Source organism: Sinomonas flava (assembly GCF_039531875.1).
Taxonomy (GTDB): Bacteria; Actinomycetota; Actinomycetes; order Actinomycetales; family Micrococcaceae; genus Sinomonas; species Sinomonas flava.
In genome coordinates, this window is sequence record NZ_BAAAQW010000003.1 from 936,725 (window position 1) to 960,574 (window position 23,850).

At 72.7% G+C, this 23,850-nt stretch carries 23 protein-coding genes and 2 tRNA genes; 6 read left to right on the forward strand and 19 right to left on the reverse strand.

The features are described from left to right. Window positions 1–66: 66 nt before the first annotated feature. The 3 genes from ABD298_RS06960 to ABD298_RS06970 are packed head-to-tail and all read right to left on the reverse strand — an operon-like array spanning window position 67 to window position 2,298. Window positions 67–1,356 carry an MFS transporter gene (locus ABD298_RS06960; protein ID WP_344298902.1) on the reverse strand — a complete coding sequence of 430 codons (1,290 nt, stop codon included), beginning with the start codon at window positions 1,354–1,356 and terminating at the stop codon, window positions 67–69. Window positions 1,357–1,366: 10 nt separating this feature from the next. After that, window positions 1,367–1,801, reverse strand: a complete 435-nt coding sequence (locus ABD298_RS06965; protein WP_208713063.1) for a MaoC family dehydratase — start codon at window positions 1,799–1,801, stop codon at window positions 1,367–1,369. Between the two features lie 35 nt (window positions 1,802–1,836). Next, window positions 1,837–2,298, reverse strand: coding sequence for an FAS1-like dehydratase domain-containing protein (locus ABD298_RS06970; RefSeq protein ID WP_344298903.1), 462 nt, complete (start codon window positions 2,296–2,298; stop codon window positions 1,837–1,839). Between the two features lie 77 nt (window positions 2,299–2,375). Here ABD298_RS06970 and ABD298_RS06975 point away from each other — a divergent pair, with 77 nt between their 5' ends. Together ABD298_RS06975 and ABD298_RS06980 are read left to right on the forward strand one after the other, a co-directional pair. After that, window positions 2,376–2,801 carry an ArsR/SmtB family transcription factor gene (locus ABD298_RS06975; protein ID WP_344298904.1) on the forward strand — a complete coding sequence of 142 codons (426 nt, stop codon included), beginning with the start codon at window positions 2,376–2,378 and terminating at the stop codon, window positions 2,799–2,801. 35 nt (window positions 2,802–2,836) lie between these two features. Further along, window positions 2,837–4,525 (forward strand): SulP family inorganic anion transporter, encoded by a 1,689-nt coding sequence (locus ABD298_RS06980; protein WP_425564348.1) that lies wholly within the window; start codon window positions 2,837–2,839, stop codon window positions 4,523–4,525. Window positions 4,526–4,602: 77 nt separating this feature from the next. Here the strand turns inward: ABD298_RS06980 and ABD298_RS06985 are convergent, their stop codons facing one another. The 5 genes from ABD298_RS06985 to ABD298_RS07005 all read right to left on the reverse strand — a co-directional run bounded on the left by ABD298_RS06985 (window position 4,603) and on the right by ABD298_RS07005 (window position 8,324). Then, window positions 4,603–4,827 (reverse strand): DUF3188 domain-containing protein, encoded by a 225-nt coding sequence (locus tag ABD298_RS06985; protein ID WP_344298905.1) that lies wholly within the window; start codon window positions 4,825–4,827, stop codon window positions 4,603–4,605. Between the two features lie 17 nt (window positions 4,828–4,844). Then, entirely contained in the window at window positions 4,845–5,717 is an 873-nt protein-coding gene (locus ABD298_RS06990) for an HpcH/HpaI aldolase/citrate lyase family protein (RefSeq protein WP_344298906.1), read from the reverse strand. Between the two features lie 94 nt (window positions 5,718–5,811). Continuing rightward, window positions 5,812–5,979 carry a hypothetical protein gene (locus ABD298_RS06995; RefSeq protein WP_344298907.1) on the reverse strand — a complete coding sequence of 56 codons (168 nt, stop codon included), beginning with the start codon at window positions 5,977–5,979 and terminating at the stop codon, window positions 5,812–5,814. A gap of 126 nt (window positions 5,980–6,105) precedes the next feature. After that, on the reverse strand, window positions 6,106–6,546 hold the full coding sequence (locus ABD298_RS07000) for a pyridoxamine 5'-phosphate oxidase family protein (RefSeq protein WP_344298908.1): 441 nt from the start codon (window positions 6,544–6,546) through the stop codon (window positions 6,106–6,108). Between the two features lie 77 nt (window positions 6,547–6,623). Beyond that, window positions 6,624–8,324 (reverse strand): glycoside hydrolase family 13 protein, encoded by a 1,701-nt coding sequence (locus ABD298_RS07005; RefSeq protein ID WP_344298909.1) that lies wholly within the window; start codon window positions 8,322–8,324, stop codon window positions 6,624–6,626. A gap of 105 nt (window positions 8,325–8,429) precedes the next feature. Between ABD298_RS07005 and ABD298_RS07010 the strand changes: the two genes are divergently transcribed. Then, the gene (locus ABD298_RS07010; RefSeq protein ID WP_344298910.1) at window positions 8,430–9,623 is read left to right on the forward strand and encodes an ROK family protein; all 1,194 of its coding nucleotides are present in this window, start codon (window positions 8,430–8,432) and stop codon (window positions 9,621–9,623) included. Between the two features lie 32 nt (window positions 9,624–9,655). On the opposite strand, the gene ABD298_RS07015 is transcribed toward ABD298_RS07010, so the two are convergent. The 6 genes from ABD298_RS07015 to ABD298_RS07040 all read right to left on the reverse strand — a co-directional run bounded on the left by ABD298_RS07015 (window position 9,656) and on the right by ABD298_RS07040 (window position 14,752). Further along, window positions 9,656–10,639 carry an aldo/keto reductase gene (locus ABD298_RS07015; protein ID WP_344298911.1) on the reverse strand — a complete coding sequence of 328 codons (984 nt, stop codon included), beginning with the start codon at window positions 10,637–10,639 and terminating at the stop codon, window positions 9,656–9,658. A gap of 74 nt (window positions 10,640–10,713) precedes the next feature. Continuing rightward, window positions 10,714–10,787 (reverse strand) — tRNA-Met (locus ABD298_RS07020). A 4-nt stretch (window positions 10,788–10,791) separates the two neighbouring features. Further along, window positions 10,792–10,863: transfer RNA gene (locus tag ABD298_RS07025), tRNA-Thr, on the reverse strand. Between the two features lie 81 nt (window positions 10,864–10,944). Beyond that, window positions 10,945–11,412: a LysM peptidoglycan-binding domain-containing protein gene (locus ABD298_RS07030; protein ID WP_344298913.1), complete on the reverse strand. Its 468-nt coding sequence runs from the start codon at window positions 11,410–11,412 to the stop codon at window positions 10,945–10,947. Between the two features lie 177 nt (window positions 11,413–11,589). Then, window positions 11,590–13,659: a DEAD/DEAH box helicase gene (locus tag ABD298_RS07035; protein WP_344298915.1), complete on the reverse strand. Its 2,070-nt coding sequence runs from the start codon at window positions 13,657–13,659 to the stop codon at window positions 11,590–11,592. A 439-nt stretch (window positions 13,660–14,098) separates the two neighbouring features. Then, a complete protein-coding gene (locus tag ABD298_RS07040) occupies window positions 14,099–14,752 on the reverse strand; it encodes an MOSC domain-containing protein (RefSeq protein WP_344298916.1) in 654 nt (217 codons plus the stop codon). Window positions 14,753–14,879: 127 nt separating this feature from the next. Between ABD298_RS07040 and ABD298_RS07045 the strand changes: the two genes are divergently transcribed. Continuing rightward, entirely contained in the window at window positions 14,880–15,710 is an 831-nt protein-coding gene (locus ABD298_RS07045; protein ID WP_344298917.1) for a hypothetical protein, read from the forward strand. Window positions 15,711–15,735: 25 nt separating this feature from the next. Here ABD298_RS07045 and ABD298_RS07050 read toward each other — a convergent pair whose 3' ends face one another. Genes ABD298_RS07050 through ABD298_RS07070 form a run of 5 tightly spaced genes read right to left on the reverse strand, consistent with a single transcriptional unit; the run spans window position 15,736 to window position 21,488 of the window. After that, window positions 15,736–16,419, reverse strand: a complete 684-nt coding sequence (locus tag ABD298_RS07050; RefSeq protein WP_344298918.1) for a response regulator — start codon at window positions 16,417–16,419, stop codon at window positions 15,736–15,738. Beyond that, window positions 16,416–17,894, reverse strand: a complete 1,479-nt coding sequence (locus ABD298_RS07055) for a sensor histidine kinase (protein ID WP_344298919.1) — start codon at window positions 17,892–17,894, stop codon at window positions 16,416–16,418. Before ABD298_RS07055 ends, ABD298_RS07050 begins: the two co-directional genes overlap by 4 nt. 46 nt (window positions 17,895–17,940) lie before the next feature. Then, a complete protein-coding gene (locus ABD298_RS07060) occupies window positions 17,941–18,885 on the reverse strand; it encodes a cytochrome b/b6 domain-containing protein (protein WP_344298920.1) in 945 nt (314 codons plus the stop codon). Between the two features lie 22 nt (window positions 18,886–18,907). Beyond that, window positions 18,908–20,089: a cystathionine gamma-synthase gene (locus ABD298_RS07065; RefSeq protein WP_344298921.1), complete on the reverse strand. Its 1,182-nt coding sequence runs from the start codon at window positions 20,087–20,089 to the stop codon at window positions 18,908–18,910. 13 nt (window positions 20,090–20,102) lie between these two features. Then, on the reverse strand, window positions 20,103–21,488 hold the full coding sequence (locus ABD298_RS07070; RefSeq protein WP_344298923.1) for a cystathionine beta-synthase: 1,386 nt from the start codon (window positions 21,486–21,488) through the stop codon (window positions 20,103–20,105). A gap of 62 nt (window positions 21,489–21,550) precedes the next feature. Here ABD298_RS07070 and ABD298_RS07075 point away from each other — a divergent pair, with 62 nt between their 5' ends. Together ABD298_RS07075 and ABD298_RS07080 are read left to right on the forward strand one after the other, a co-directional pair. After that, window positions 21,551–22,237: a hypothetical protein gene (locus ABD298_RS07075; protein ID WP_344298924.1), complete on the forward strand. Its 687-nt coding sequence runs from the start codon at window positions 21,551–21,553 to the stop codon at window positions 22,235–22,237. Next, window positions 22,234–23,841 (forward strand): DNA polymerase Y family protein, encoded by a 1,608-nt coding sequence (locus ABD298_RS07080; protein ID WP_344298925.1) that lies wholly within the window; start codon window positions 22,234–22,236, stop codon window positions 23,839–23,841. The genes ABD298_RS07075 and ABD298_RS07080 overlap by 4 nt, the downstream gene beginning before the upstream one ends. Window positions 23,842–23,850 lie beyond the last annotated feature (9 nt).

Below are 23,850 nucleotides of genomic sequence, written 5' to 3' on the forward strand. Positions count from 1 at the left end.
AGGACCCCGCAACGCGCCGCCAGGGACCCCGCAACGCGCCGCCAGGGACCCCGCAAGGGGGAGGAGTCAGGGCCGGATGGGCGCGACCGTGCGCTGGGCTGCCTGGCCGGCCAGGACGAGGCTGAGGACGACGAACACCAGCACTGTCAGCAGCGAGTACCGCACGCCGGTGAACTCGGCCACGAAGCCCAGCAGGGGCGGCCCGCACAGGAACGCGCCGTAGCCGATGGTGGAGACGACCGAGACGCGGGCCGCAGCGTGGACGGGGTCGTCCGCGGCGGCGGACATGCCCACGGGGAAGCCGAGGGACGCTCCGAGGCCCCAGACCACGAGGCCCACGAACGCGAGCCACAGGGCCGGGGCGAGCACGAACAGCGCGAGGCCGAGGATGGCCAGCACCGCGCACGCGCGCAGCGACAGGACGCGGCCATGCCGGTTGAGCACGGGCGTGCCGAGGAAGCGGCCGGCGGCCATCGCTGCCACGAAGAACGAGTAGCCGGCGGCTCCGACAGCGTGCGAGACTCCGTAGCCGTCCGCGAGCGCGAGGGCGACCCAGTCCCCCGCCGCCCCCTCGGCCAAGGCCAGGCCGAGCACCATGACGCCGAGCAGCACGGTGCGGCGGTCCTTCCAGGCCGCGGCGACCTGCGCGCGGCCCCCGGGTGATGGTGCGGAGGCCGCGGCTTCAGCGGGAGCCCCGTCCGGCGAGCCGTCTGCGGCAGGCGAGGAAGCGGCGTCGTGCGCCGCGGAGGGCCGGCGGCCGGCATCGGCGCGGAGGAAGAACCCCGCTGTGACCACGGTGGCGGCGACCACCACGCCGGCCGCGCCGAGGTGCCACACGAGCGGCACGGCGGCGGCTGCCGCCCACGCGCCGACGACGGCGCCCGCCACCGTGCCGAGGCTGAACGACCCGTGCAGCCGGGGCATGATGAACCGCCTCAGGGCCCGCTCGACGGCGGCGCCCTCGACGTTCGAGGCCGTGTTCCAGCTCGCGGTCCCGAGGCCGATCACGGCGAAGCCGATCGCGGCCGCCACCGGCGAGCGCAGCACGCTCGCCCCGAGGCCGAGCAGCGTCAGGCCCGCTCCGACGAGGGCAGCCCCGGTCTGGATGGTGCGCGCCGAGCCGAGCCGGATCACGATGAGGCCCGACGCCGAGACCGAGACGAACGACGCAAGCGTCATGCACAGCAGGAGCAGCCCGACGCCGCCGGGAGTGAGGACGAGGTCCTGGGCGAGCGCGGGGACCCGCGACACCCAGCTCGAGAACGCGATGCCGCTCGCCGCGTAGGCGGCCACGACGGCGAGGTGCCAGTGTCGGACCTCGGTGGGCACTGCCCGGACGGCGGGTGGCCGGAGCACGTGGGGCTGCTCAGGCGAGCCGGACGACGGCCTGGGCCTTGGTCAGGACCCGCTGCCCTCCCGCGGTGACGGTGAGGTCGATGCGGGCGGTGCGGGCCTCGGCGTCGAGCGCGCCGACGGTCCCGACGACCTCGAGGACGGCGCCGGGCTCGTCGGTGCCGGTGGTGTCGGCCACGGGGACCGGCTTGGTGAAGCGGGTCTGGTAGTCCACGACGCCGCCCGGATCCCCGGCCCAGTCGGTCACGAGCTGCACGGCGGCGCCCATGGTGAACATGCCGTGCGCGATCACGCCCGGAAGCTCGACCGAGGTGGCGAAGTCATTGTTCCAGTGGATCGGGTTGAAGTCTCCCGACGCGCCCGCGTACTTCACGAGGTCGGCGCGGGTCACGGCGATCTCGCGGCGGCCGATCTCCATGCCCTTCTCGAGCTGGTCGAAGACGGGCATGACGGCGGCGGTCCCGGCGGCAGCGTTCTCGGCGCTCACTGGCCTTCTCCCCTCACGAGAATGGACGACACGGTGGTGGCCACCTTCTCGGCGGCACCGGCGGCGCCGTCGGCGGTGATCTCGGCGCGCGTCGTGATCATCGCGCCGCCGCCCATCGCGCGGACCTGGTCGACGTGGAGCTCCGCGGTGAGCCGGTCCCCCGCGACGATGGGCCGGTGGAGGGTGAAGCGCTGCTCGGCGTGGACCACCCGCGAGAAGTCGATCCCGGACTCCGGGTCGGCGATGAGCTGGGCGTCGGCCCGCTGCGCGACGATGATCGCGAAGGTCGGCGGCGCGACGAGGTCGGCGTGGCCGAGGGCGCGCGCAGCGTCGACCTCGTAGTGGGCGGGGTGCTCTGCCTTGACGGCGCGGGCGAACTCGCGGATCTTCTCGCGCGCGACGTCGTACGCCTCCGCGGGCGGGTAGACGCGACCGGCGAGGTCGGGGTTGATGGCCATGGGGAAAGCCTATCGGGTGGCCGGAAGTGCGGACTGACGATATGATGGATTCATCAATCCGTCATCTGGAGGGGTCCATGCTCACTGCCCGCGAGACGCCGCTGTACGAGATCAAGGCAAACCTGTTCAAGGGCCTCGCGCACCCGGCACGCATCCGCATCCTCGAGATCCTCGCTGACTCCCCCGGCCAGTCCTGCCCGGTCAGCGAGCTCCTCGAAGGCACCGGACTCGAAGCCTCCCACCTGTCCCAGCACCTCGCGACCCTCCGGCGGCACCGGGTCGTCACGAGCGTGCGCACGGCCAACACGGTGACCTATTCCCTCACCCACCCCACGATCGCCGAGCTCCTCGCGATCGCCCGCACCTTCCTCCTCGACACCCTCGCCGACACGCGCGCCCAGCTCGAGGCCGCCTCCGCCCTGCCCGCGGTCGGCGCCACCGCGTCCAGCACCGCCCCACCCGCCGCCGCGCCCACCACCGCGCACGACGGCGGTGCCCGGTGAGCGCCGTCGTCCCGCCGCCCGCCCGGACCGGCGCCGTGGCCAGGGCCGCCGCGGGCGCCGCCGCCCTCCTCCCCCGCCGCTCGGACTACGCGCAGCTGGGGCGGTCGTGGCGGCAGGACCTCGTCGCCGGCCTGACCGTGGGAATCGTGGCCCTGCCGCTCGCGCTGGCCTTCGGGGTGAGCTCGGGGGTCGGGGCCGAGGCGGGGATCGTGACCGCCATCGTCGCGGGGTTCGTCGCCGCGGTGTTCGGGGGGTCGCACGTGCAGGTCTCGGGGCCGACCGGGGCTATGGTCGTGGTCCTCGCCCCCATCGTGGCGACCCACGGCGTCGGCGCGGTCGCGCTCCTGAGCCTCGCCGCCGGCGTCGTGCTCGTGGCGCTCGGCGCGTCCCGGCTCGGGCGCGCGGTCGCGTACATCCCCTGGCCGGTCGTGGAGGGGTTCACGCTCGGCATCGGCGTGATCATCTTCCTCCAGCAGGTGCCCCTCGCCGTGTCCTCGCACGTCGCACCCGGCCACAACACCGCTGTGGCCGCCGCCGAGGCGATCACGACGGCGCCGTGGCCGCGCGCGTGGGCGAGCGTGGGCGTCGTCGTGCTCGTCGCGGCGGTCATGCTGCTCGTGCCGCGCCTCCACAGAGCGCTGCCGGCGAGCCTCATCGCGATCCTGGTCGCCGCGGTCGCCGTCGCGCTGCTGGGCCTGGACGTCGAGCGGATCGGCGAGCTGCCGACGTCGCTCCCCGCCCCCTCGCTGCCCGGGATCGGCCTCGGGGACCTGCCCGGGCTGGCGGGACCGACCCTCGCCATCGCGGCGCTCGCGGCCATCGAGTCGCTGCTGTCGGCGCGCGTCGCGTCCGGGCTTGCGGGCCCCGACGGGCGCACGACCGGGACCTACAACCCGGACCGCGAACTCGTGGGCCAGGGGCTGGCATCGATCGCCGCAGGGCTCTTCGGCGGCATGCCGGCCACCGGGGCGATCGCCCGCACCGCCGTCAACGTCCGCTCGGGAGCCCGGACCCGGCTCGCCGCCGTCGTGCACGCGCTCGTGCTGCTCGGGGTCGTGTACCTCGCGGCGCAGCTCGTCGGGCAGATCCCGCTCGCGGCGCTCGCGGGCGTGCTCATGGTCACGGCGGCGCGCATGGTCTCGGTGCGGACGGCCAGGAGCATCCTCGGGTCCACGCGCCACGACGCGCTCGCGTTCGTGCTGACGGCCGTCATCACCGTCTCCTTCGACCTCATCGTGGCCATCCAGATCGGCCTCGTCGCCGCGGCCCTGCTGACGCTGCGCCAGTTCGCGAAGCTCGGCACCGTGAGGCGCGAGCCCATCGCGGGGCCGGCGCACGACGGCGACGAGCACATCGCCGTCTTCCGGCTGGACGGCCTGATGTTCTTCGGCGCAGCCGACCGGATCCTGGAGGAGGTCACGGGCCTGGCCGCGGCGCAGGGCGTCGAGGTGGTGGTGCTGAGGCTGTCCCAGTTGCGCTATCTGGACGCGACCGGGGCGCAGGCGCTCGTGGAAGTGATCCGCACGCTCGAGGCGCGCGGGATCACCGTCCTGCTCAAGGGGGTGCAGGAGCAGCACCTCGAGCTGGTCCGCAAGGTGGGGGTCATCGCGGAGCTGCGGCACCACCGGCACCTCTTCGACACGCTCGAGGACGCGGTCGAGCATGCCAGGAGTCACGTCCGCCGGGCTCGCACGCCCCAGAACCCTCTGGGGGTCACGTCCTGAGGGTCACGTGACGCGCCCACCCGCAGGAGGTGACCTTCAGGAGGTGACCCCCAGGAGGTGACCTTCAGAGGGGCGGGTCAGCGCTGCATCCGGCGGCGGGCGTCACGGGCGCGGATCCCGAGCCCCACGAGGTGCGTGACGAGTCCGACGCCGATGATCGCCATCGAGGCGTAGAGGAGCCACACGATGTGGCCGAGGTTCGCGATGATGCTCAGGACGATGCCCACGCCGAGGAAGGCCATGCCCGAGAGCACGACCTTCCGGTACAGCGGGGACGCGGTCTCCCAGAAGCTGTCGAGCACGGTCTCTGCCGGGCCTGCTAGAGCGCCGGCCGGACGCCGAAGGCGGTGGCGAGCTTCATGATCTTCTCGGCGCGGCCGAGTCGCGGCAGGTCCGAGCCGTCGCGGATCACGCGGCCGTTGGCCTCGAAGTCGTGCATGAAGTCGGTGGCCCAGGCGACATCGCTCGGAGTCGGGGAGATGACCTCGTTGATGATCGTGGTCTGGTCGACGGCGAGGCACAGCTTCCCGGTCATGCCCATCATGACGGTGATCGCGCTCTGCTCGCGGAGGATGGGGTGGTTCGTCCCGACTGTGGGCCCGTCGATCGGGCCGGGCAGGTTGCCCACGCGGGAGGCGACCACGAGCTTGGCGCGGGGGTAGGCCATGGCCTCCTGGGTGGCGGCCATGCCGGTGTCACGGCGGAAGTCGCCCGAGCCGAAGGCCAGGCGGAACGCGCCCTGCGCCTTCGCGATGTGGTTGGCCTCCTCGATGCCCACGGCGGACTCGACGAGCGGGATGACGGGGGTCTTGCCGTCCATGCGGTGGAAGCTCTCGGTCACCTGGTCCGCGGACTCGGTCTTGGCGAGCATGACGCCGAGCAGGCCCGGGTTCCCGCGGAGCCCTGCGAGGTCGTCGGCCCAGAAGGGGCTCGTCGCATCGTTGACGCGCACCCAGGCGCGGCCGCCGCCCGCAAGCCACCGCGAGACGTTCTCGCGCGCGGCGTCCTTCTGCGAGGGGTCCACGGCATCCTCGATGTCCAGGATGATCGCGTCGGCGCGCGAGGCCGCGGATTCGTCGAAGAGCTCCGTCTTCATCGCGTTCACGAGAAGCCACGAGCGGGCGATCTCGGGGCTGATGATCCGACCCTCGCGGGCCTGACGGGTCTGATCGGCGGCAGTGGTTGACGTCATGGATCAACGGTATCCCGCCGGGGCCCCGCTGGGCACATCGGTGCGGCCCCGCCCTGGCGGACAAGGACGGCTGCGGGGCGGCCGGCCGGGGGGTTCAGAAGGTGCCGAGCGCGTAGCGCGACGACCACCCTCCGCAGGTCTCCCACCACCGGATCCCGGCGGGGAGGCCCACTGCGGCCCGCCGCCCCTCGGGAAGCTTCCGCTCGTCGCCGGTCGTGGCATCGGCAGGACGTGCCGTCCCAGAGGACTCCTCATCAGCCATTGTGACTCTCCTGACGTGCGTTCAGTCGAAGAATCGGGCTCCCCAGCCTGGCTCGACAGGTCCAGTCCACGCCGTCGGCGCTAATATGTCAAGCGATTTTACTAACTACTCGCGAGTCGGAAACGGCTATTTCGCCAAGTACACCTGGCGGCCCGAGACATGCTGCGGGACGAGCCGCACGAACAGGTCCCGGATCCCTCCGGCCCACGGCTCATTCTCCATGTGGCCGTGGAGACGCGTGAGCTCCTCGCTGTCCTCGACGACCTCCGCCTCACCGCTGATCAGGACGGACCACCCTGCCTGAACCGAGGGCTGGGTGGAATCGGTCTGGATCGACACGCCGGCCTGCGGGAGGCTCTTCGCGATCGAACCCTCGCGGCTGGTCCGGAAGAAGATCGAACCGTGCAGGACGATGTAGCCCACCGGATAGACGGCCACGCGCCCTTCGTGCACGAAGCCGAAGCGTCCCACGCCGGAGGCGCCCAAGAGGGCCCAGCAGCGTTCCTCGGCGAGCTCGTGGTCCTCGTGGCGGGCACCGAGCCCGTAGCTCACGTTCAGGTCAGACATGGCTCCTCCATTCCCCGCGCGGGCATTGCTGCCTTCAGACTTTCACGCGCCGCGCGGGGACGGAAGGGCAACAGTGCCTATGACGTCACGCGGATCCAGACGGTAGTGTCGCCCGGGAGCTTGCCACCGTCGAGCTCGGCGCTCGCGAGGAGCACCTCGCCCTCGGGCAGTGCGATCGGGGCTGGCCCGAAGTTGGTGATCACGCGCCAGCCGCCGGGACGCTCGAAGGCGAGCACGTCGTCGTCCTCCGTCTGGGCCCAGACGAGGCGCTCCTCGCCCTGGAGCTCGCGGCGCAGGCCCAGCGCCTTGCGGTAGAAGGCGAGGGTCGAGGCGGAGTCCGCCTCCTGGAGGTTCACGGCGTAGTCCGCGAACCACGCGGGCTGCGGCAGGTGCGCGCCGTCGCCGCCGAAGCCGTAGGAGGACCCCTCAGCGGGAGCAGCATCCCACGGGAGCGGCACGCGGCAGCCGTCGCGTCCCACTTCCACCCCGCGGTTGCGGAAGTACGTGGGGTCCTGCCGGTCCTTCTCGGGGATCCGCCCGACCTCCTGGAGGCCCAGCTCCTCGCCCTGGTACAGGTAGGCGGAGCCGGGCAGGGCAAGCATCAGCGCCGTAGCGGCCTTCGCCCGGCGGAGCCCGAGCTGCGCATCCACCTCGGCCGGGTCGCCGCCGTCGAGCAGCCAGTCCTTGCCGTCGGCGCCGTGGCCCGAGCGGCCACTGCCCTTCGGCAGCCCGTAGCGGGTGGCGTGACGCACCACGTCGTGGTTCGAGAAGACCCACGTCGAGGACGTTCCGGTGGCCGCGGCCTCGGCGAGGTTCTTGGCAATGATGGCCCGGTACTGCTCTGCGTCGAAGTCGGCCTGGAGGAGGTCGAAGTTGAAGGCCTGGCCGAGTCCCTCGGGGGATGCGTACCTGGCGCGCCGGTCGGCGTGCACCCATGCCTCGGCAACGGCGGTGCGCGGCGGGGTGTACTCGTTGAACACCTTGCGCCACTCGGCGTAAACCGAATGCACCTCGTCGCGGTCCCAGAGCGGGTGCTCACCCAGGGAGAAGAGGTCCGCGCGGTGGATGGTCTCGAGGTCGTCGTGGACCGCGTCCATGTCCTTCTTGAGGCCGTGGGCCACGTCCACACGGAAGCCGTCGACGCCGCGGTCCGACCAGAAGCGCAGGGTCCTCAGGAAGTCCTCGTGGACCTCGGGGTTGTCCCAGTTGAGGTCCGGCTGCTCCTTGGCGAAGAGGTGGAAGTACCACTGGCCCGGCGTCCCGTCCGGCTCGGTCACGCGCTCCCAGGCGGGGCCGCCGAAGATCGAGGTCCAGCCGTTCGGGGGAAGCTCGCCGTTCTCGCCGAGCCCGTCGCGGAAGATGTAGCGTTCGCGCGCTGCGGAGCCGCGGGGCGAGGCGAGGGCTTCCGCGAACCACTCGTGGCGGTCGGAGGTGTGGTTGGGGACGATGTCTGCGATGACCTTGATGCCGACACCGTGGAGCGCGGCGACCATGGCGTCGAAGTCCTCGAGGGTCCCGAGGCGGGGGTCGACGTTGCGGTAGTCGTCCACGTCGTAGCCGCCGTCGGCGAGGGCCGAGGGGTAGAAGGGGCTCAGCCACACGGCGTCGACGCCCAAGCGGGCGAGGTAGTCCACGCGGGAGGTGATGCCGGCGATGTCGCCGATCCCGTCCGCGTTCGAGTCGGCGAAGCTGCGGGGGTACACCTGGTAGACGACGGCCTGGCGCCACCAGTCGGCGGCGGGGTTCGTGCGGTCGTGCTCGTGGGCGGTGGCGGGCACCGTGCCTCCTGTTCACAGGGGGTTGTTCCATGCGGGGGATTTATATTTAGACTCTAAATCAAAGCCGCAGTCCATTATTCGCGCGGCTGGGAAGGAGGTCAAGGCATGCGGACCGGCCCCGCCGCGGGACCCCATATCGTGCGCCTCGCGAACGCCGACGCCGTCCTGCGCCGCCTCCGCGGCGCCGGCGCCTCCGCGCTCACCGCGACCGAACTCGTCGCCGCAACCGGTCTCACCAGGGCCACCGTGATCGCGGTCTGCGAGGACCTGGTCCAGCGCGGCTGGGCCGCCGAGCTCGAGCCCGAGCGCTCCGGCCCGGCCCGCGGCCGGCCGCCGCGCACGTTCGCCTTCCGGTCCGACGCCGGAGTCGTGATCGGCCTCGACATGGGAGCCCACAAGGCCACCGCCCTCGTCGCCGACCTGCACGGCACGGCCCTCGGCTCGGCGACCGGGGCATTCCCCGAGGGCGCTCGCGGCGAGGCGAGGATCGACGTCGTGAGCACGACGGCGGCGGCCGCGCTCGCGGCGGCGGGCACCGGCCCCGACCGGGTCCTGGCCGTCGGCGCGGGCCTGCCCGCCCCCGTGGACCGGGAGGGGCGGATCGCCACCCCGCGTGGATTCTGGGAGCAGTTCGACGTGGGGCTGGCGGCGCGCCTGCGGGAGCGCCACGGCTGGGACGTCCTGCTCGAGAACGATGCGAACCTCGCCGCCCTCGCCGAGCACTGGAGGGGCGCGGCCCGCGGTGTCGACGACGCCGCCGTCCTGCTTGCCGGCGAGCGCCTCGGCGCGGGGCTGATCGAGTCCGGCAGGCTCCTGCGCGGCCGCAGCGGGGGCGCCGGCGAGCTCGCGTTCCTGAACCTCGTCGACGGCGTCGCGGGCCCGCACGGCATCGCCCAGCTCGCACGCGAGTGGGGCGCAGAGGAGGCGGCGGCGAGCGGAGGGCTCGGCGGGCTCGCGGCGTCGGACGTCACGGCGGAGGCGGTCTTCGCGGCCGCGCACGACGGCGACCCGGCCGCCGCGCGCGTGCTCGCCCGTCTCGCGGGGCGGATGGCGCGCGTCGTCGCCGTGCTCTCGACGCTGCTCAACCCGGAGCTGGTGGTCCTCGGCGGCGCCGTCGCGGGGGCCTCGGCGGCCCTCCTGCCCGGCATCCGGGCCGAGCTGCCGTCCCTGACCGACACGCCCGCCCAGGTCCAGGTCTCCGAGCTCGGCGGAGACGCCGTGGCGCTCGGTGCGGTGCGGCGGGCCCTGGACCACGTCAACGAGCACGCCCTCGAGCTGGTGCTGCCCGGGCGTCCGTAGACCGGCGTCGAGGCAGGGTCAGCCCGGCCGGGTCAGGGCACGCGCCGGCCCCGGGCTGCGGTGAGGAGCGCGTACCACTCGGGGCGGCTCATCGACTGGGCGACGTCCTCCGCGCCTGCGCACGCGCGGATGCGTTCCGGCGTGGCCGAGCCGATGACCGGCGCGATCCGGGCGGGGTGGCGCATGAGCCAGCCCAGCACCACGGCCTCCGGCGTAGTGTCCCGCTCCTCGGCCATCCTCCGCACGAGGTCGGCGGTGGCGAGGTCCGCCCGGGTGCGGTCGTCCGGGGAGCCGCCGGGCGGCGTCGTGCGCCCCGTGAAGCGGCCGCCCGCGAGGGGCGACCATGCCTGCACCTCGGCGCCGGTCCGGGCGCAGTGCTCGAGCGTCCCGTGCGGGAAGCTGACGGCGGCTCCCCCGGGATGGTTGACGAGGATGCCGCTCTCGATGAAGTCCGGCCGGCCGAGGCTCAGCTCGAGCTGGTTGGCGGCGAGCGGCACGGGCAGGTGGTCGGCGAGCGCCTGCATCTGGGCGGCGGAGAAGTTGGACACTCCGATGGCGCGGATCGTGCCCTCCTCGAGCAGGCGCACGACGGCGGCGCCCACCTCGGCGGGATCGAGCAGCGGGTCGGGGCGGTGGAGGAGCAGCAGGTCGAGGTAGTCCGTCCTCAGGCGCGCGAGGATGCCCTCGACGCGGGAACGGATCGCAGCGGCGCTCAGGTCGTAGTAGGCGTCGAGCCCGTCCTCGCCGAGGCGGATCCCGACCTTGCTCTGGATCCACAGCTGCCCGCGGAGGCCGGCGCTGCGCGCGATGACCTCGCCGAAGACCGACTCCGAGGTGCCGCCCCGGTAGATGTCGGCGTGGTCGAAGCGGTCGATCCCGATGCTGCGGGCCGCTTCGATCACGGCGGCCGCGTGGTCCACCTCGGCCGGGCCGTAGTGCGACGAACCCCACGGGCCGCCCAGGCCCATGCAGCCGTAGACGAGGCGTGATCGGGAGGCGGGTTCTCGCGCGGACATGGCGGCTCCTGGCTGGCTGCGTGATGGACCCGGGGTACGAGTAAGGGGCCCGTCTTCCGACGGACCCCTTGACGTAGCGGTGCCGGGACTCGATCCCGGGACCTCACGATTATGAGTCGTGCGCTCTAACCAGCTGAGCTACACCGCCACAGAGCCCCCCACGGGAATCGATCCCGTGACCTCCATCTTACCAAGATGGCGCTCTACCACTGAGCTAGGGGGGCAACAGACAGATACTTTACCGGAAGGGTGGCCGCGCGAACAAATCGGGCCGGACCGCTGTCCGCGCCGCCCCTCCCCCGCCGTCAGGGCAGGCGGAGAACCTGCCCGGGGTGGATCAGGTCCGGGTCCGGGACGGTGTCCGCGTTGGCCGCGACGAGGGCTCCGAGGTCCACGCCGAACTGCTCGGCGATGCCCGAGAGCGTGTCCCCGGGCTCGACCACGACCTCGCGCGTGCCGGTCGGAACGGAGTCGGAAGGCTCGGCTGCGGGGTCCGACGAAGCGGATTGGGCGGCAGCCGGCTCGGCGGCCGCCGGCTCCGCGGCAGCCGGCTCCGCAACCGCCGGCCCTGGGGCCTGGACCGGAGCCTCGGAGACGCTCGGGTCCGCGGGGGATCCGGTGGTCGGGTCGGCCGGCGCCCCGACCGGCTCCGGGGATCCGGTGTCGTTCAGGTCCGCGTCGTTCCGGTCGCGATGGATGGCGTCGTCCAGGTGGCCCTTGACGTCCTCGGCCGCGTTCTCGATGTTCTTGCGCACATCATCCAGGAAGCCCATGGGGAACCTTTCAGTTAGGCCGGCCGGGAGCCGGCATCGAAACCGTGTCCCTGCCCCCTATCCGCAGCGCGAGGATTGAAACGCATCCCTTGGAGTTCCCCGGGAAGCACGGAGCCCGCCCCCGGAGAATCCGGGGGCGGGCTCGCCAGTCACGCGTTGCTCAGGACAGCCTGGGCGTCACCACTTGCGGCCGTGGGCGCCGTCCTTCGCCTGGCGGGGCTTCCGCTCGCCGAAGCTGCGGCCGCCGAAGCCGCCACGGTCACCGCGGTCGGAGCGCCCGCCGAAGCCGCGGTCGTCGCGGCCGAACCCGCGCCCGCCGCGGTCACCGCGGTCAGAACGGCCGGCGAAGCCGCCACGGTCGCCACGGTCGGAGCGCCCGCCGAAGCTGCGGTCGGACCGCTCGCCGTCGCGCTCGCGGTTGGGGCGGCGGCCCGTGTCCAGCTCGAGCTTGATGAGCTCCCCGCCGATCCGGGTCTTGGAGAGCGCCCTCCACTGCTCGGAGCTGAGCTCGGCCGGCAGCTCGACCAGCGAGTGGTCGGCGCGGATGTCAATCCCGCCGATCTGGCTCGAGTGGAATCCGCCCTCGTTCGCGAGGGCCCCGACGATCGAGCCGGGCATCACGCGCTGGCGGCGGCCGACGGCGATCCGGTAGGTCGCGTTCCCCTCGGTCGCGCCGCGGGACGGGCCGCGGGAGCCGAAGCCGTCCTTGTTCCGGTCGCGCTTCTGGAACTCGGGCGTCGCGGGCAGCTCCTTGACGAAGAACGGCTGGTCGCCCTGGACCATCACGGCGAGCGCCGCGGCGATCTCCGCTGCCGGGACCTTGTGCTCCTCCTCGTAGGAGGCGATGAGGTCGCGGAACATGGCGACGTCCTCGGACTCGAGGGTCTCCGTGATCTGGTCCGCGAACTTGCTCATGCGCAGCGAGTTGACCGTCTCCGCGGTGGGCAGGTGCATCTGCTCGACGGCCTGACGGGTGGCCTTCTCGATGGCGCGCAGGAGGTACTTCTCCCGCGGCGTCATGAACAGGATGGCGTCGCCCTTGCGGCCGGCGCGGCCGGTGCGGCCGATCCGGTGCACGTAGCTCTCGGTGTCGTGCGGGATGTCGTAGTTGACGACGTGGCTGATGCGCTCGACGTCCAGACCGCGCGCGGCGACGTCGGTGGCGACCAGGATGTCGATCTTGCCCTCGCGCAGCGCCTCGACGGTGCGCTCGCGCTGCGCCTGGGCGATGTCGCCGTTGATGGCGGCGGCCTGGAAGCCGCGGGCCTTGAGCTTCTCGGCGAGGTCCTCGGTGGCCATCTTGGTGCGCACGAACGCGATGACCCCGTCGAAGTCCTCGACCTCGAGGATGCGGGTCAGGGCGTCGAGCTTGTGGGGGCCCATGACCTGGACGTAGCGCTGGCGGATGTTCTGGGCGGTCGCCGTCTTGGCCTTGACCGTGACCTCTTCCGGCTGGTTGAGGTACTGCTTGGACATCCGGCGGATCTGCGAGGGCATCGTGGCGGAGAAGAGGGCGACCTGACGGCCGTCGGGGGTCTCCTGGAAGATCCGCTCGACGTCGTCGGCGAAGCCCATGCGGAGCATCTCGTCGGCCTCGTCGAGGACGAGGTACTGGAGCTGGGAGAGGTCCAGGGAGCCCTTCTCGATGTGGTCGATCACGCGGCCGGGGGTGCCGACGACGACCTGTGCACCGCGGCGCAGGCCCGCGAGCTGGGGGCCGTAGGCGGAGCCGCCGTAGACGGGAAGGACGGTGAAGTCGTCGAGGTGCTTCGCGTAGGACGTGAAGGCCTCCGCGACCTGGAGCGCGAGCTCGCGGGTCGGGGCGAGGACAAGCGCCTGCGTCTGGCGGGACGGGCCGTTGAGGTCGTGCAGCTCGGCAAGGCGCGAGAGGGCGGGGACCGCGAACGCGGCCGTCTTGCCGGTACCCGTCTGGGCGAGGCCGACGACGTCGCGGCCCTCGAGCAGGAGCGGGATGGTGGCGGCCTGGATGGGCGAGGGCTTCTCGTAGCCGACCTCTGCGAGCGCCGCGAGCACGCGGCCGTCGATGCCGAGATCGGCGAAGCGGACAGTCTTCTCTTCGTCCTGCGCAGGCTTCTCGGCGGGCTGCTGCGTCTCGGCAGCCGGCTCGGTCTCGGCGGCCTGCTGCTGCTCGAGCGCCTCAGCGGGCTGGGGCGCCTCAACGGTCTCGGAGACCTCGGGGGCCTGGGTTTCGTTGGTGGTGTCGGGGGCGATGGCGGTTTCAGACATGCGTGTGTCCTCCGGGTCGGGCGAGCCGTGCCGGCTCTGCGGTCAGGGACGAAGCCCAGCACTGTCTCAATCCCGTGGCATGGCTTCTCGCTGCGTTCGGCGCCACATGCACCCGTACAGCGTTTCCTTCAGCCGGAGTGTCCCCTATGCGATTGCCCGCTCGGCGGGCCCCAACACGCGTACTGTCCTGCCTCAAGAATTGGGCAGGAAAAGGGAGTTCCGGAAAGTGGGGGATACATCCATCATACGGCACGCACGACGCCGCGCGGTCACCGCCGTCGTTCGGCGGCGGTGAGGTTGCGCACAGGGGTCGGGCACGGGCGCCGTCGACCGCTCCCAGCCTCCCTCGCCGCACTCCGTCTGGGGGTCAGATTCCGGGGGTCACCTGAGGTGACTCCCAGAACGTGACTCCCAGAAGGTGACCCTCAGGAGGTGACCCTCAGACGGCGGGGCGGGAGGCGGCACTGTCGACGTAGCGACGGAGCGCCGCCGCGAGGCGGATCTGCCCGTCGGCCTCGGCGTCGAGAAGCGCCTCGGCACGCTCGCGGGTCGGCTCGGCCAGCCATTGGCCGACCCGCACCCCGTGGTCGGGGACATGCTCGACCGTGAACTGGGCGCCCGCCTCGACGTCGCCAGGGGTCACGACCCGCAGGTAGGCGCCCGAGAGCCCGGCCCGGGTGAACCAGGCCACCCAGCCGTCCTGGCCCATGCGCCGGGCGAAGGTCGCGCACGGGATGCGCGGCATCGTCACCTCGAGCACCACCCCGGAGGCGAACCGCCAGCGCTCGCCGATCACGGCATTGCTCGCTGTGATGCCCTCGACGCGCAGATTCTCGCCGAACAGGCCCGGCGGGATGTCGCGGCCGAGCTCACGCGACCAGAGCGCGGCGTCGTCCTCGGAGTACGCATAGACGGCCTTGTCCTCGCCGCCGTGGTTGGCGCGATCGGCCTGCACGTCCCCGTGGAGGCCCAGCCGGCGCACGCGCACGGGTCCCTCGACGGGCCGCTTGTCGATCGCGGTGACCCCCACCGCACCCGGGTCGGAGAGCAGCTGGTGGACACGGCACACGGCAGTGACACGCGCGGTCTTCATGCGTTCAGGGTAGCCGAGCGGCCCGCGCCGCATCCGGCTGCGCAGACCATCTGCCGGCGCGGACCCGTCTGCCTATACTGGCCGGACGCTGGGGGGCGGACCACCGAGACGTGGAGTACTCATGATCGTGGACCCGTTGTACAGGCCGGCCCGCGCTGCCGGACGCACCGCGGCGCCGGCGCGGGCCGTCACGCCGGCGCGGGCCGTCACGCTGGTCTTGGCCGCGGGGCTGTCCCTGGCCACAGGGCTGTCCCTCGCGGCATGCACCCCCTCCCAGCCGCAGCCCAGCAGCAGCTCAGCCGCGGCGTCGGCATCGTCGTCGGCCTCGGCTGACACCGCCTCGCCCCGCAGCACCGGCACGGCCTCCGCAGCTGCCGGCTCCGCGGCCGGATCCGCGTCTGCGGGGGCGGGCTCCCCCGGGTCCGGGCAGGACGCGGTCGCCTCGGGCGACCAGAGCACCTTCGTCGCGGAGCCCCCCACACGGGCCGGCGGATCGGCTCCGGATGCCGGTGCGTGCGTGAACCTCAAGGAGGAGTCGGTGCGGGCTGCCCTCGGATCCACCGCCCCGGCCTCGCTCACGCCGTTCGCGAGCGAGGATGCGGTAGTGGAGGGCTTCCCGGGCGCCGTCAGGCGGGAGTGCACCATGAAGCTTGGGCCTGAGCCGGGCCACACGGTGTCGGTGTCCGCGATCTCCTTCCCCGATGCCGCCGCCGCGGGCTCCTACGGCGTCGCGCCAAAGGGGTTCACGGCTGACCCGGTCTCGGGGGTGGGCGATTCGGCGGCCTTCGTCGCGCAGAAGACCGCGGTCGAGGTCGGGTACTACCTCTTCGTCGGCCGCGGTGCCGACGTCTTCCGCTTCCGCATCGGCCAGCCCGCGCGCGGCTCGGGCACGCCCGCCATGGATGCCGCCGCGGGCCGGGACGCCCTCGTGAAGCTCGCCAAGGCCGCCGGGCTCTGAGGACCCGTCGGGAGGCGGCCGGCCCTCACGGGTCGAAGCGGTAGCCCATCCCGGCCTCGGTGTGCAGGTGCCGGGGTCGGGCGGGATCGTCCTCGAGCTTGCGCCGCAGCTGGGCCAGGTACACGCGCAGGTACTGGGTCTCCTTCGCATAGGCCGGCCCCCACACCTGGGTGAGGATCTCGCGCTGCGTCACGAGCGCTCCGGCCCGGCGCACCAGGAGCGCGAGGATGCTCCACTCCGTCGGCGTCAGGCGCACCTCCTCGCCCCGTCGGACCACGCGGCGGGCGGCGAGGTCCACGCTCAGCTCCCCCGTCTGCACCCGCGGATTCTCCTCGGCGCGCGGTCCCCGCCGGGCCGCTGCCCTCAGCCTCGCGAGCAGCTCTTCGAGGCCGAAGGGCTTGGTCACGTAGTCGTCGGCGCCGGCGTCGAGGGCCTCGACCTTGTCCTCCGAGCCGTGCCTGGCCGAGAGGACGATGATCGGCACCTCCGTCCACGCCCGCAGCCGCCGGATGACCTCGACGCCGTCCATCCCGGGCAGCCCGAGGTCGAGCACCACGATGTCCATGCGCCGGCTGGCGGCGAGCTCGAGCGCGTCCTCGCCGCTTCCTGCGGTGACGGCGTCGTAGCCGTGGACGCGCAGGTTGATCTGCAGGGCCCGGGCTATCTGGGCCTCGTCCTCGACGACCAGCACGGTGGTCTGCTCGGTCATGCCCGTCCCCCTTCCCACAGCGGGAGGGAGACTACCATGGTGAGGCCGCCGCCGGTGGTCGCCTCCGCCTCGATGCGGCCGCCCATCGCCTCGGCGAAGCCCTTCGCGACAGCGAGCCCGAGGCCGACCCCGCCGCGTGCCGAGGCATCGCCGGAGCGCTGGAAGGGCCGGAAGATCGCGAGCAGGTCCTCGGGCGGGACCCCGCCGCCGTGGTCGATGACGCGCAGCTCCCCGCAAGGGCGCCCGTCCGGACCCGGCACTCCGCTGCGCGCCCTGACCTCGACCGCGGCGCCCGGCGCGTAGCGGAGGGCGTTCTCGACGAGGTTCGCCACCACGCGCTCGAGGAGCACGGGGTCCGCGGCCACCCTGGGCTCGTTGGCCGGGATGAGGTCGACGGCGTCTCCCGCGGCGAGTGCGGCTGCGGGCAGGACGTCGCGCCACGCGACGGGGCGCAGGAGCGGCCGGACGGTGTCCGCGGTGATCCGCGACATGTCCAGGAGGTTGCTCACGAGTCCCGTGAGCCGGTCCGTGTAGTCCTCGATCGTGCCGAGCAGCTCAGCCTCCTCCTCGCGGGTGAATTCGACCGTGGGCTGACGAAGGCTGCTCACGCTCAGCTTGATCCCGGCCAGCGGCGTGCGCAGGTCGTGGGAGACGGCCTGGAGGATCGCGGTGCGGATCGAGTTGCCCTCCTCGAGCCGGCGGTTGTCGGCGCGGCTCCTGGCGAGCTGGTCCCGCTGGCGCATCGCCACGAGGTACGCCCCGAACGCCTGAAGCATGCGCCGCTCCCCCGCGTCGAGCGCGTGGCCGCCGACCAGCAGCGTGTAGTAGCCGTCCGGCGCGACGGAGTCGTCGGCGGCCGCGTGGGAGACGGGCGGGGCCTCCCCCGCGCTCGCGAGCACGTCCCAGCCCGAGGCGACCTGGCCGGCGTCGTCCGTCCTCCTCGCCACGAGCGTGACGGCGCGCAGCCCGAGCGTCGCGCGCACCCGCTCGAGGAATTCGCCCGTGTCCCCCGCCGAGCCGAGGATTCCGACGGCGAGCTCGCTCATCGCGTCCGCCTCCGCCGCGGCCTGCCTCGCCTGCTCGTACCGCCGCGCGGAGGCTCCCACGGCGAGCGCGACCGAGCAGGCGACGGCGAGGAACACCACGAGCTCGACGACGGACTCGCCCCGCGCGACCACGAAGCTGCCCACCGGGTCGGTCGAGAACCAGTTCAGGGCCAGCATCCCGAGGACCGCGGCGAGGATCGCCGGCCACAGACCGCCCACGAGGGCCACCACGACCGCGGCCGCGAGCGCCAGCAGCATGGCCAGGGACACGTCCCGGGACCCGGCCGCCGCGGCCACCAGCTCGACGCCAGCCGGCAGCACGACGGCGAGGGCGAACCCGGCCCACAGGCGGCGTCGGTCCAGGATGCCCAGCTCGGCCAGACGCAGCCGGTGCTCCCGGGCCGGGAAGAAGGGCGTGCGCTGGCTCATGCGGCCATTGTGGCAGGCCCGCCCCGGTGGGCGGGCTCGCCCGCGCCTAGTTCCGGGTGACCTGCCCCATGGTCGAGGCCACCGGCCGCAGGAAAAGCGGACGGGCGAGGAACCAGAGCCCCACGATGACGAGCACCGCGACGGCGAAGAGGGTGAACCCGAGCCAGTCGCCGCCGTCGTGCGCGGCGAACATGTGGTTGAGGTTCTGCAGCGCGCCCGTGGTGAGCACGAGCGTCACGTGCACGATCACGAACACGACGAAGAACGCCATGGTGGGGAAGTGCAGGGCCCGCGCCCACTCCATGGGATAGGCCTTGTTGAGGCGGGGCGCCTTGGCGTTGGTGGGCCACGCGCCGGACATCCGCAGGCCGGTGACGATCGCCAGCGGAGCGGCCACGAATACCACGAGGAAGTACGTCAGCTGCTGGAGCGCGTTGTAGTTGACCCAGCCGTTCTCGAGCGGCCAGTCCAGGGAGGCGTACTGGATCGCCGTCGAGAGGGCGTGCGGGAAGACGTCCCACGAGGTCGGCACGAGCCGGACCCAGTGGCCGGTGGCGAACATCAGGACGAAGAACACCAGCCCGTTGAGCACCCACAGCGCGTCGAGGGTGAGGTGGAACCAGAGGTCCAGGCTGATCTTCTTGGGCTGGCCCTTGGTCTTGACGAGGCCCTTGTTGTTGCGCTTCCAGTAGCCCTGCGGCCTCGTGACGAACCGCACCTGCAGGCCCGTGCGGACGATCAGCACGATGAACATCATGTTCAGGAAGTGCTGCACGTTGAGCCAGGCGGGCAGCCCCTCGGGCGCCCACGAGGGCAGCGGCGCGTGGCCAGGGTACGTCGCGATGAACTGCGACACGGCCTCGGTGCTGCGCAGCCACTTCGCGACCAGCACGACGACGGCGAGCAGCACCACAGCGCCGACTCCCACCGCCGTGGGACGGAACCAGGGCGCCTGGGTCAGGGCAGGCTTCGCAGGTGAGGTCTGCGGCATGGAAAGCGGTCCTCCGGAAGGGTCAGGGCTGGAGCTGTGCGATCGCCGCGTCGAGGTCCGCGATGAGGTCCTCGACGTCCTCGATGCCCACGGACAGGCGGACGAGGTTCTCGGGGACGGCCAGCTCGGTGCCCTTGACGGATGCGTGCGTCATCTCCGAGGGGTAGTTCATGAGTGACTCGATGCCGCCGAGGCTCTCGGCGAGTGTGAACAGCCGGGTGGACTCCGCGACCTTGCGCGCCGCGGCCTCCCCGCCCGTGAACTGGACCGAGATCATGCCGCCGAAGCGGCGCATCTGCTTCGCCGCGAGCTCGTGGCCGGGGTGGTCGGGCAGGCCCGGGTAGAGCACCTTCTCGACCCCGGGGCGGCCCACGAGCCACTCGGCGATCCTCTGGGCGTTCTCCGAGTGCCGCTCCATGCGCACGCCGAGGGTCTTGAGGCCGCGGGTGGTCAGGAACGCGTCCATGGGGCCGGACACGGCACCCACGGCGAACTGGACGAAGCCGACCTTCTCGGCCAGCTCGTCGTCGTCGAGCACGACGGCGCCGCCCACCACGTCGGAATGGCCGCCGATGTACTTCGTCGTCGAGTGCACGACGACGTCCGCGCCCAGGGCGAGCGGGTTCTGCAGGTACGGCGAGGCGAAGGTGTTGTCGACGACGAGGAGGGCTCCGGCGTCGTGGGCGATGTCCGCGAGGGCCGTGATGTCGGTGATCTTCATCATCGGGTTCGACGGGGTCTCGACCCACACGAGCCGTGCGCCCTGCTCGACGACGGTGCGGACCCGGTCGAGCTGGGACATGTCGATGGGCCTGTTCTCGATCCCCCAGGGCTTCAGGACCCGCGAGATCAGGCGGTAGGTGCCGCCGTAGGCGTCGTTGCCGAGGACTATCCGGTCCCCCGGGGAGCAGAGGGCGCGGATGAGCGCGTCCTCGGCCGCGAGGCCGGACCCGAACGAGTAGGCGTGCCGGCCGCCCTCGAGCGCGGCGAGCTGCTCCTGGAGGGCGTCGCGCGTGGGGTTGCCGCCGCGGCCGTACTCGTAGCCCGCACGGAGGCCGCCGATCCCCTCCTGCGCATAGGTCGAGGAGAAGTGCAGCGGGGGCACGACCGCGCCCGTGCGCGGCTCGAACTCCTGGCCGGCGTGGACCGCGCGGGTGTTGAAGCCGGTGCCCTGCCCGGCCTGTCCGTTGGAGCTGTGTGGCATGGTGGTCGTCCCCTTACTTGTTGAGGTTGGCCAGGAGGTCGTGGCGGGTCAGGATGCCGATCGGGGCGCCCACGAAGGTGACCATGACGGCGTCCTCCTCGCTGAGGACCTTCCGCAGCTCGGCCTGGCCCTCGAGGGACCCGATGACCGGCAGGCGCTCGCCCATGTGCTCGGAGATCTTGTCCGTGAGCTTGGCCTCGCCGCGGAAGAGCTTGGCCGACAGCGAGCGCTCGTCGACGGCGCCGAGGACCTCGCCCATGACCACAGGCGGCTCGGCGGAGAGCACCGGGAGGTGGCTGATGCCGTACTCGTTCATGATGTCGATGACGTCGCGGACCGTCTCGTTGGGGTGCGTGTGGACGAGCTCCGGGAGCCGGTCGCCCTTGCCCTTGAGCAGCTCGCCGACGGTCGTCTCCTCCGCGCCCGGAAGGAAGCCGTAGGAGCGCATCCAGTCGTCGTTGAAGATCTTGGCGAGGTAGCCGCGGCCGGAATCCGGCAGGATCACGACGACGACCGCGTCCTCGGGCAGGTCCTTCGCCACGCGCAGGGCGGCCACGACGGCCATGCCGGACGAGCCGCCGACCAGGAGGCCCTCCTCGCGGGCGAGGCGGCGCGTCATCGCGAACGACTCCGCGTCGGTCACGGCAAGCACCTCGTCCGGAACCGACTTGTCGTAGTTGGCCGGCCACATGTCCTCGCCCACGCCCTCGACGAAGTAGGGCCGCCCGGAGCCGCCGGAGTAGACGGAGCCCTCGGGGTCGGCGCCGATCACCTTGACCTGGCCACCCTCGGCCTCGGGGCGGTCGCTGCTGGCCTCCTTGAGGAAGCGGCCCGTGCCGGTGATCGTCCCGCCGGTCCCGGCGCCGATGACCACGTGGGTGACTTTGCCGTCGGTGTCGGCCCAGATCTCGGGGCCGGTGGTCTCGTAGTGGCTGCCGGGGGCGCCGGGGTTGGAGAACTGGTCCGGCTTGAAGGCCCCGGGGATCTCGGTCACGAGGCGGTCTGAGACGCCGTAGTAGGACTGCGGGGAGTCGGGCGCCACGGCCGTGGGGGTGACGACGACCTCGGCGCCGTACGCCTCGAGGACGGCGCGCTTCTCCTCGCCCACCTTGTCCGGGACGACGAAGATGCAGCGGTACCCCTTCTGCTGGCCCACCAGGGCGAGCCCGACGCCGGTGTTGCCGCTCGTGGGCTCGACGATCGTCCCGCCGGGGGCGAGCCTGCCGTCCGCCTCGGCCTGCTCGATCATCTTCAGCGCGATGCGGTCCTTGATGGACCCGCCGGGGTTGAGGTACTCGAGTTTGACCAGGACCGTCGCCTTGATGCCCTCAGTGACCTTCTGGAGCTTGACGAGGGGCGTGTGCCCGATGAGTTCGACGACGGAGTTGGCATACTTCACGACCCCAACTGTAGCCGCTGGCGCGGATTGACTTCTTCGAACACATTTTCGAAAATAGTTCTATGTCCCTCGCACTCAGCTCCGATCCAGCCGTCTCCGCGGCCGGGCAGCTGCGCGAGCTCCAGGAACGCATCCACACCCTCCAGGGGCGCCGTAACCATCAGGGCTCCCACCCGGTGCTCCCCTGCTTCTCGTCCCTCTTCCCCGCAGGGCTCAGGGGCGGAACAGCCTACTCGCTCGACACCCCGCTCTCCGTCGCGATGGCCCTCCTCGCGGGCCCCTCAGCCGAGGGCCACTGGTGCGGCGCCGTGGGGTTCCCGGACTTCGGGGCCGAGGCGGCAGCCAGCTTCGGTGTCGACCTCGACCGGCTCGTGCTCGTTCCCGACCCGGGGGCCGAGTGGCTCACGGCGGTGGGCGCCCTCGTGGACGTCCTGCCGGTGGTCCTGGCCCGGCCCGCGGGTCCTGTCCGCCCGGCCGAGGCGTCGCGCCTGGGGTCGCGGCTGCGCGAACGGGCCGGTGTCCTGCTCGTCATGGGCCCCTGGCCGCAGAGCGAGGGCGCCCTCGAGGCGAGGGCCTCGAGCTGGGAGGGGCTCGGGCAGGGGCACGGGCATCTCCGGCGCCATCGGGTCGAGCTCGCCCTGAGCCAGCGGGGCCGGACCCGCACGGCCGCCGTCGACCTCGCCTCCCCGCAGGCGGGGGCACTCCCCCAGCTGGGCGGCGTGCAGGGCCGGAGTGGGGCACCGCGATGAGCGGGGCCGCCCCGTCCGGGGTCCCGAGGGCCCTGGTCCTGTGGTTCCCGGACTGGCCGCTCATCGCCGCCCAGCTGGCCGGCGAGGTCCCCGACCGCGTGGCGGCGGCCGTCATCGACAAGGGGCTGGTCGCCGTGTGCTCTGCCGAGGCGCGGGCCGCCGGCGTCGCGCGAGGGCTGCGGATCAGGGAGGCGCAGGTCAGATGCCCCGAGCTCGCCACGGTTCCCGCCGACCCGGAACGCTCCGCCCGCGAATTCGAGCCCGTCGTGCGGGCCCTCGAGACCGCCGTCCCCGGAGTGCAGGTCCTGCGGCCGGGGCTGTGCGCCGTGAAGGCCCGCGGCGCCGCCCGCTACTACGGGAGCGAGGAGGCCGCCGGGGGCGCAGCGCTCGACTCGGCGGCCAGCCTCGGGCTCGAGGCACGGGCCGGGATCGCGGACTCCGTCTTCGCCGCCGAGCAGGCGGCCCGGGACGCCGCCGAGCTGCGTCCCCTCCGGATCGTCGGCCCCGGCGGATCCGCCCGGTTCCTCGCCCCCCTGCCCGTCAGCGCCCTGGGCGACGCCCGGCTCGCCTCGCTCCTGAAGCGGCTGGGCCTGAGCACGCTCGGAGACTTCGCCGCCCTTCCGGCCGCGGACGTCCGCTCCCGGTTCGGCGACGAAGGGCTCGCCGCGCACGCCCGCGCGAGCGGCCGCGACCCTCGCGCCGTCGTGCCCCGCGTTCCCCCGTCGCCCCTGGACCGGACGGCCGATTTCGAGCCCGGACTCGACCGGGTGGACCAGATCGCTTTCGCCCTGCGCCCGGTGGCCGAGGACTTCATCGGCGGGCTGATGCGCGCCGGCCTCGCCTGCACCCAGCTGAGGGTGGTGATCACCGACGAATCGGGGGCCCGTTCCGAGCGGTCCTGGGGGCACCCCAACCAGTTCAGCCCGGCCGACGCTCTGGACCGGGTCCGCTGGCAGCTGCAGTCCTCGGGGCAGGAAGTGCATCCGCGCCGCCACGGCGGTGCCGCCTGGCGCTCGTCGGGCGAGTCGATGGCCGCTCCCGTGGTCCAGGTCCGGCTGCTCCCCGAACACGTGGACCTCCTCGGACGCCGGGCACAGGCACTCTTCGGGGGCGTGGACGAGCGGCTCGACCACGGCCTGCACCGTCTTCAGACCATGCTCGGCCACGGGTCAGTGCTCCATGTGGCCTCGGGCGGCGGGCGCCTCCTGGCGGAACGGTGCCTCCTCGTGCCCTGGGGCGAGGACGCGCCGCCGGGCACGGCGGACCGCGCGGGGCGGCCGTGGCCCGGGTCGGTCCCTCCTCCCCTGCCCGCCGTCGTCTTCCCCGAGCCCCTTCCCGTGGTGCTCCTGGGCGATGACTCGGCGCCCCTGGACGTGGACGACCGCGGACTCCTCAGGGCCGCGCCTGCCTGGTTCACCCCCGCACCGGGCTCCGCCCGTCGGCCTGTCCGCAGCTGGGCAGGCCCGTGGCCCCTGCGGGAGAGGTGGTGGGACACCGCCGAGAGCCGCAGGGCCGAGCGGTTCCAGATCCTCGACGGCGACGGCGAGGCCTGGCTCCTGCTCAGGGAAGGCGGCCGCTGGTGGGCGGAGGCCCGCTATGACTGACGACGGCTG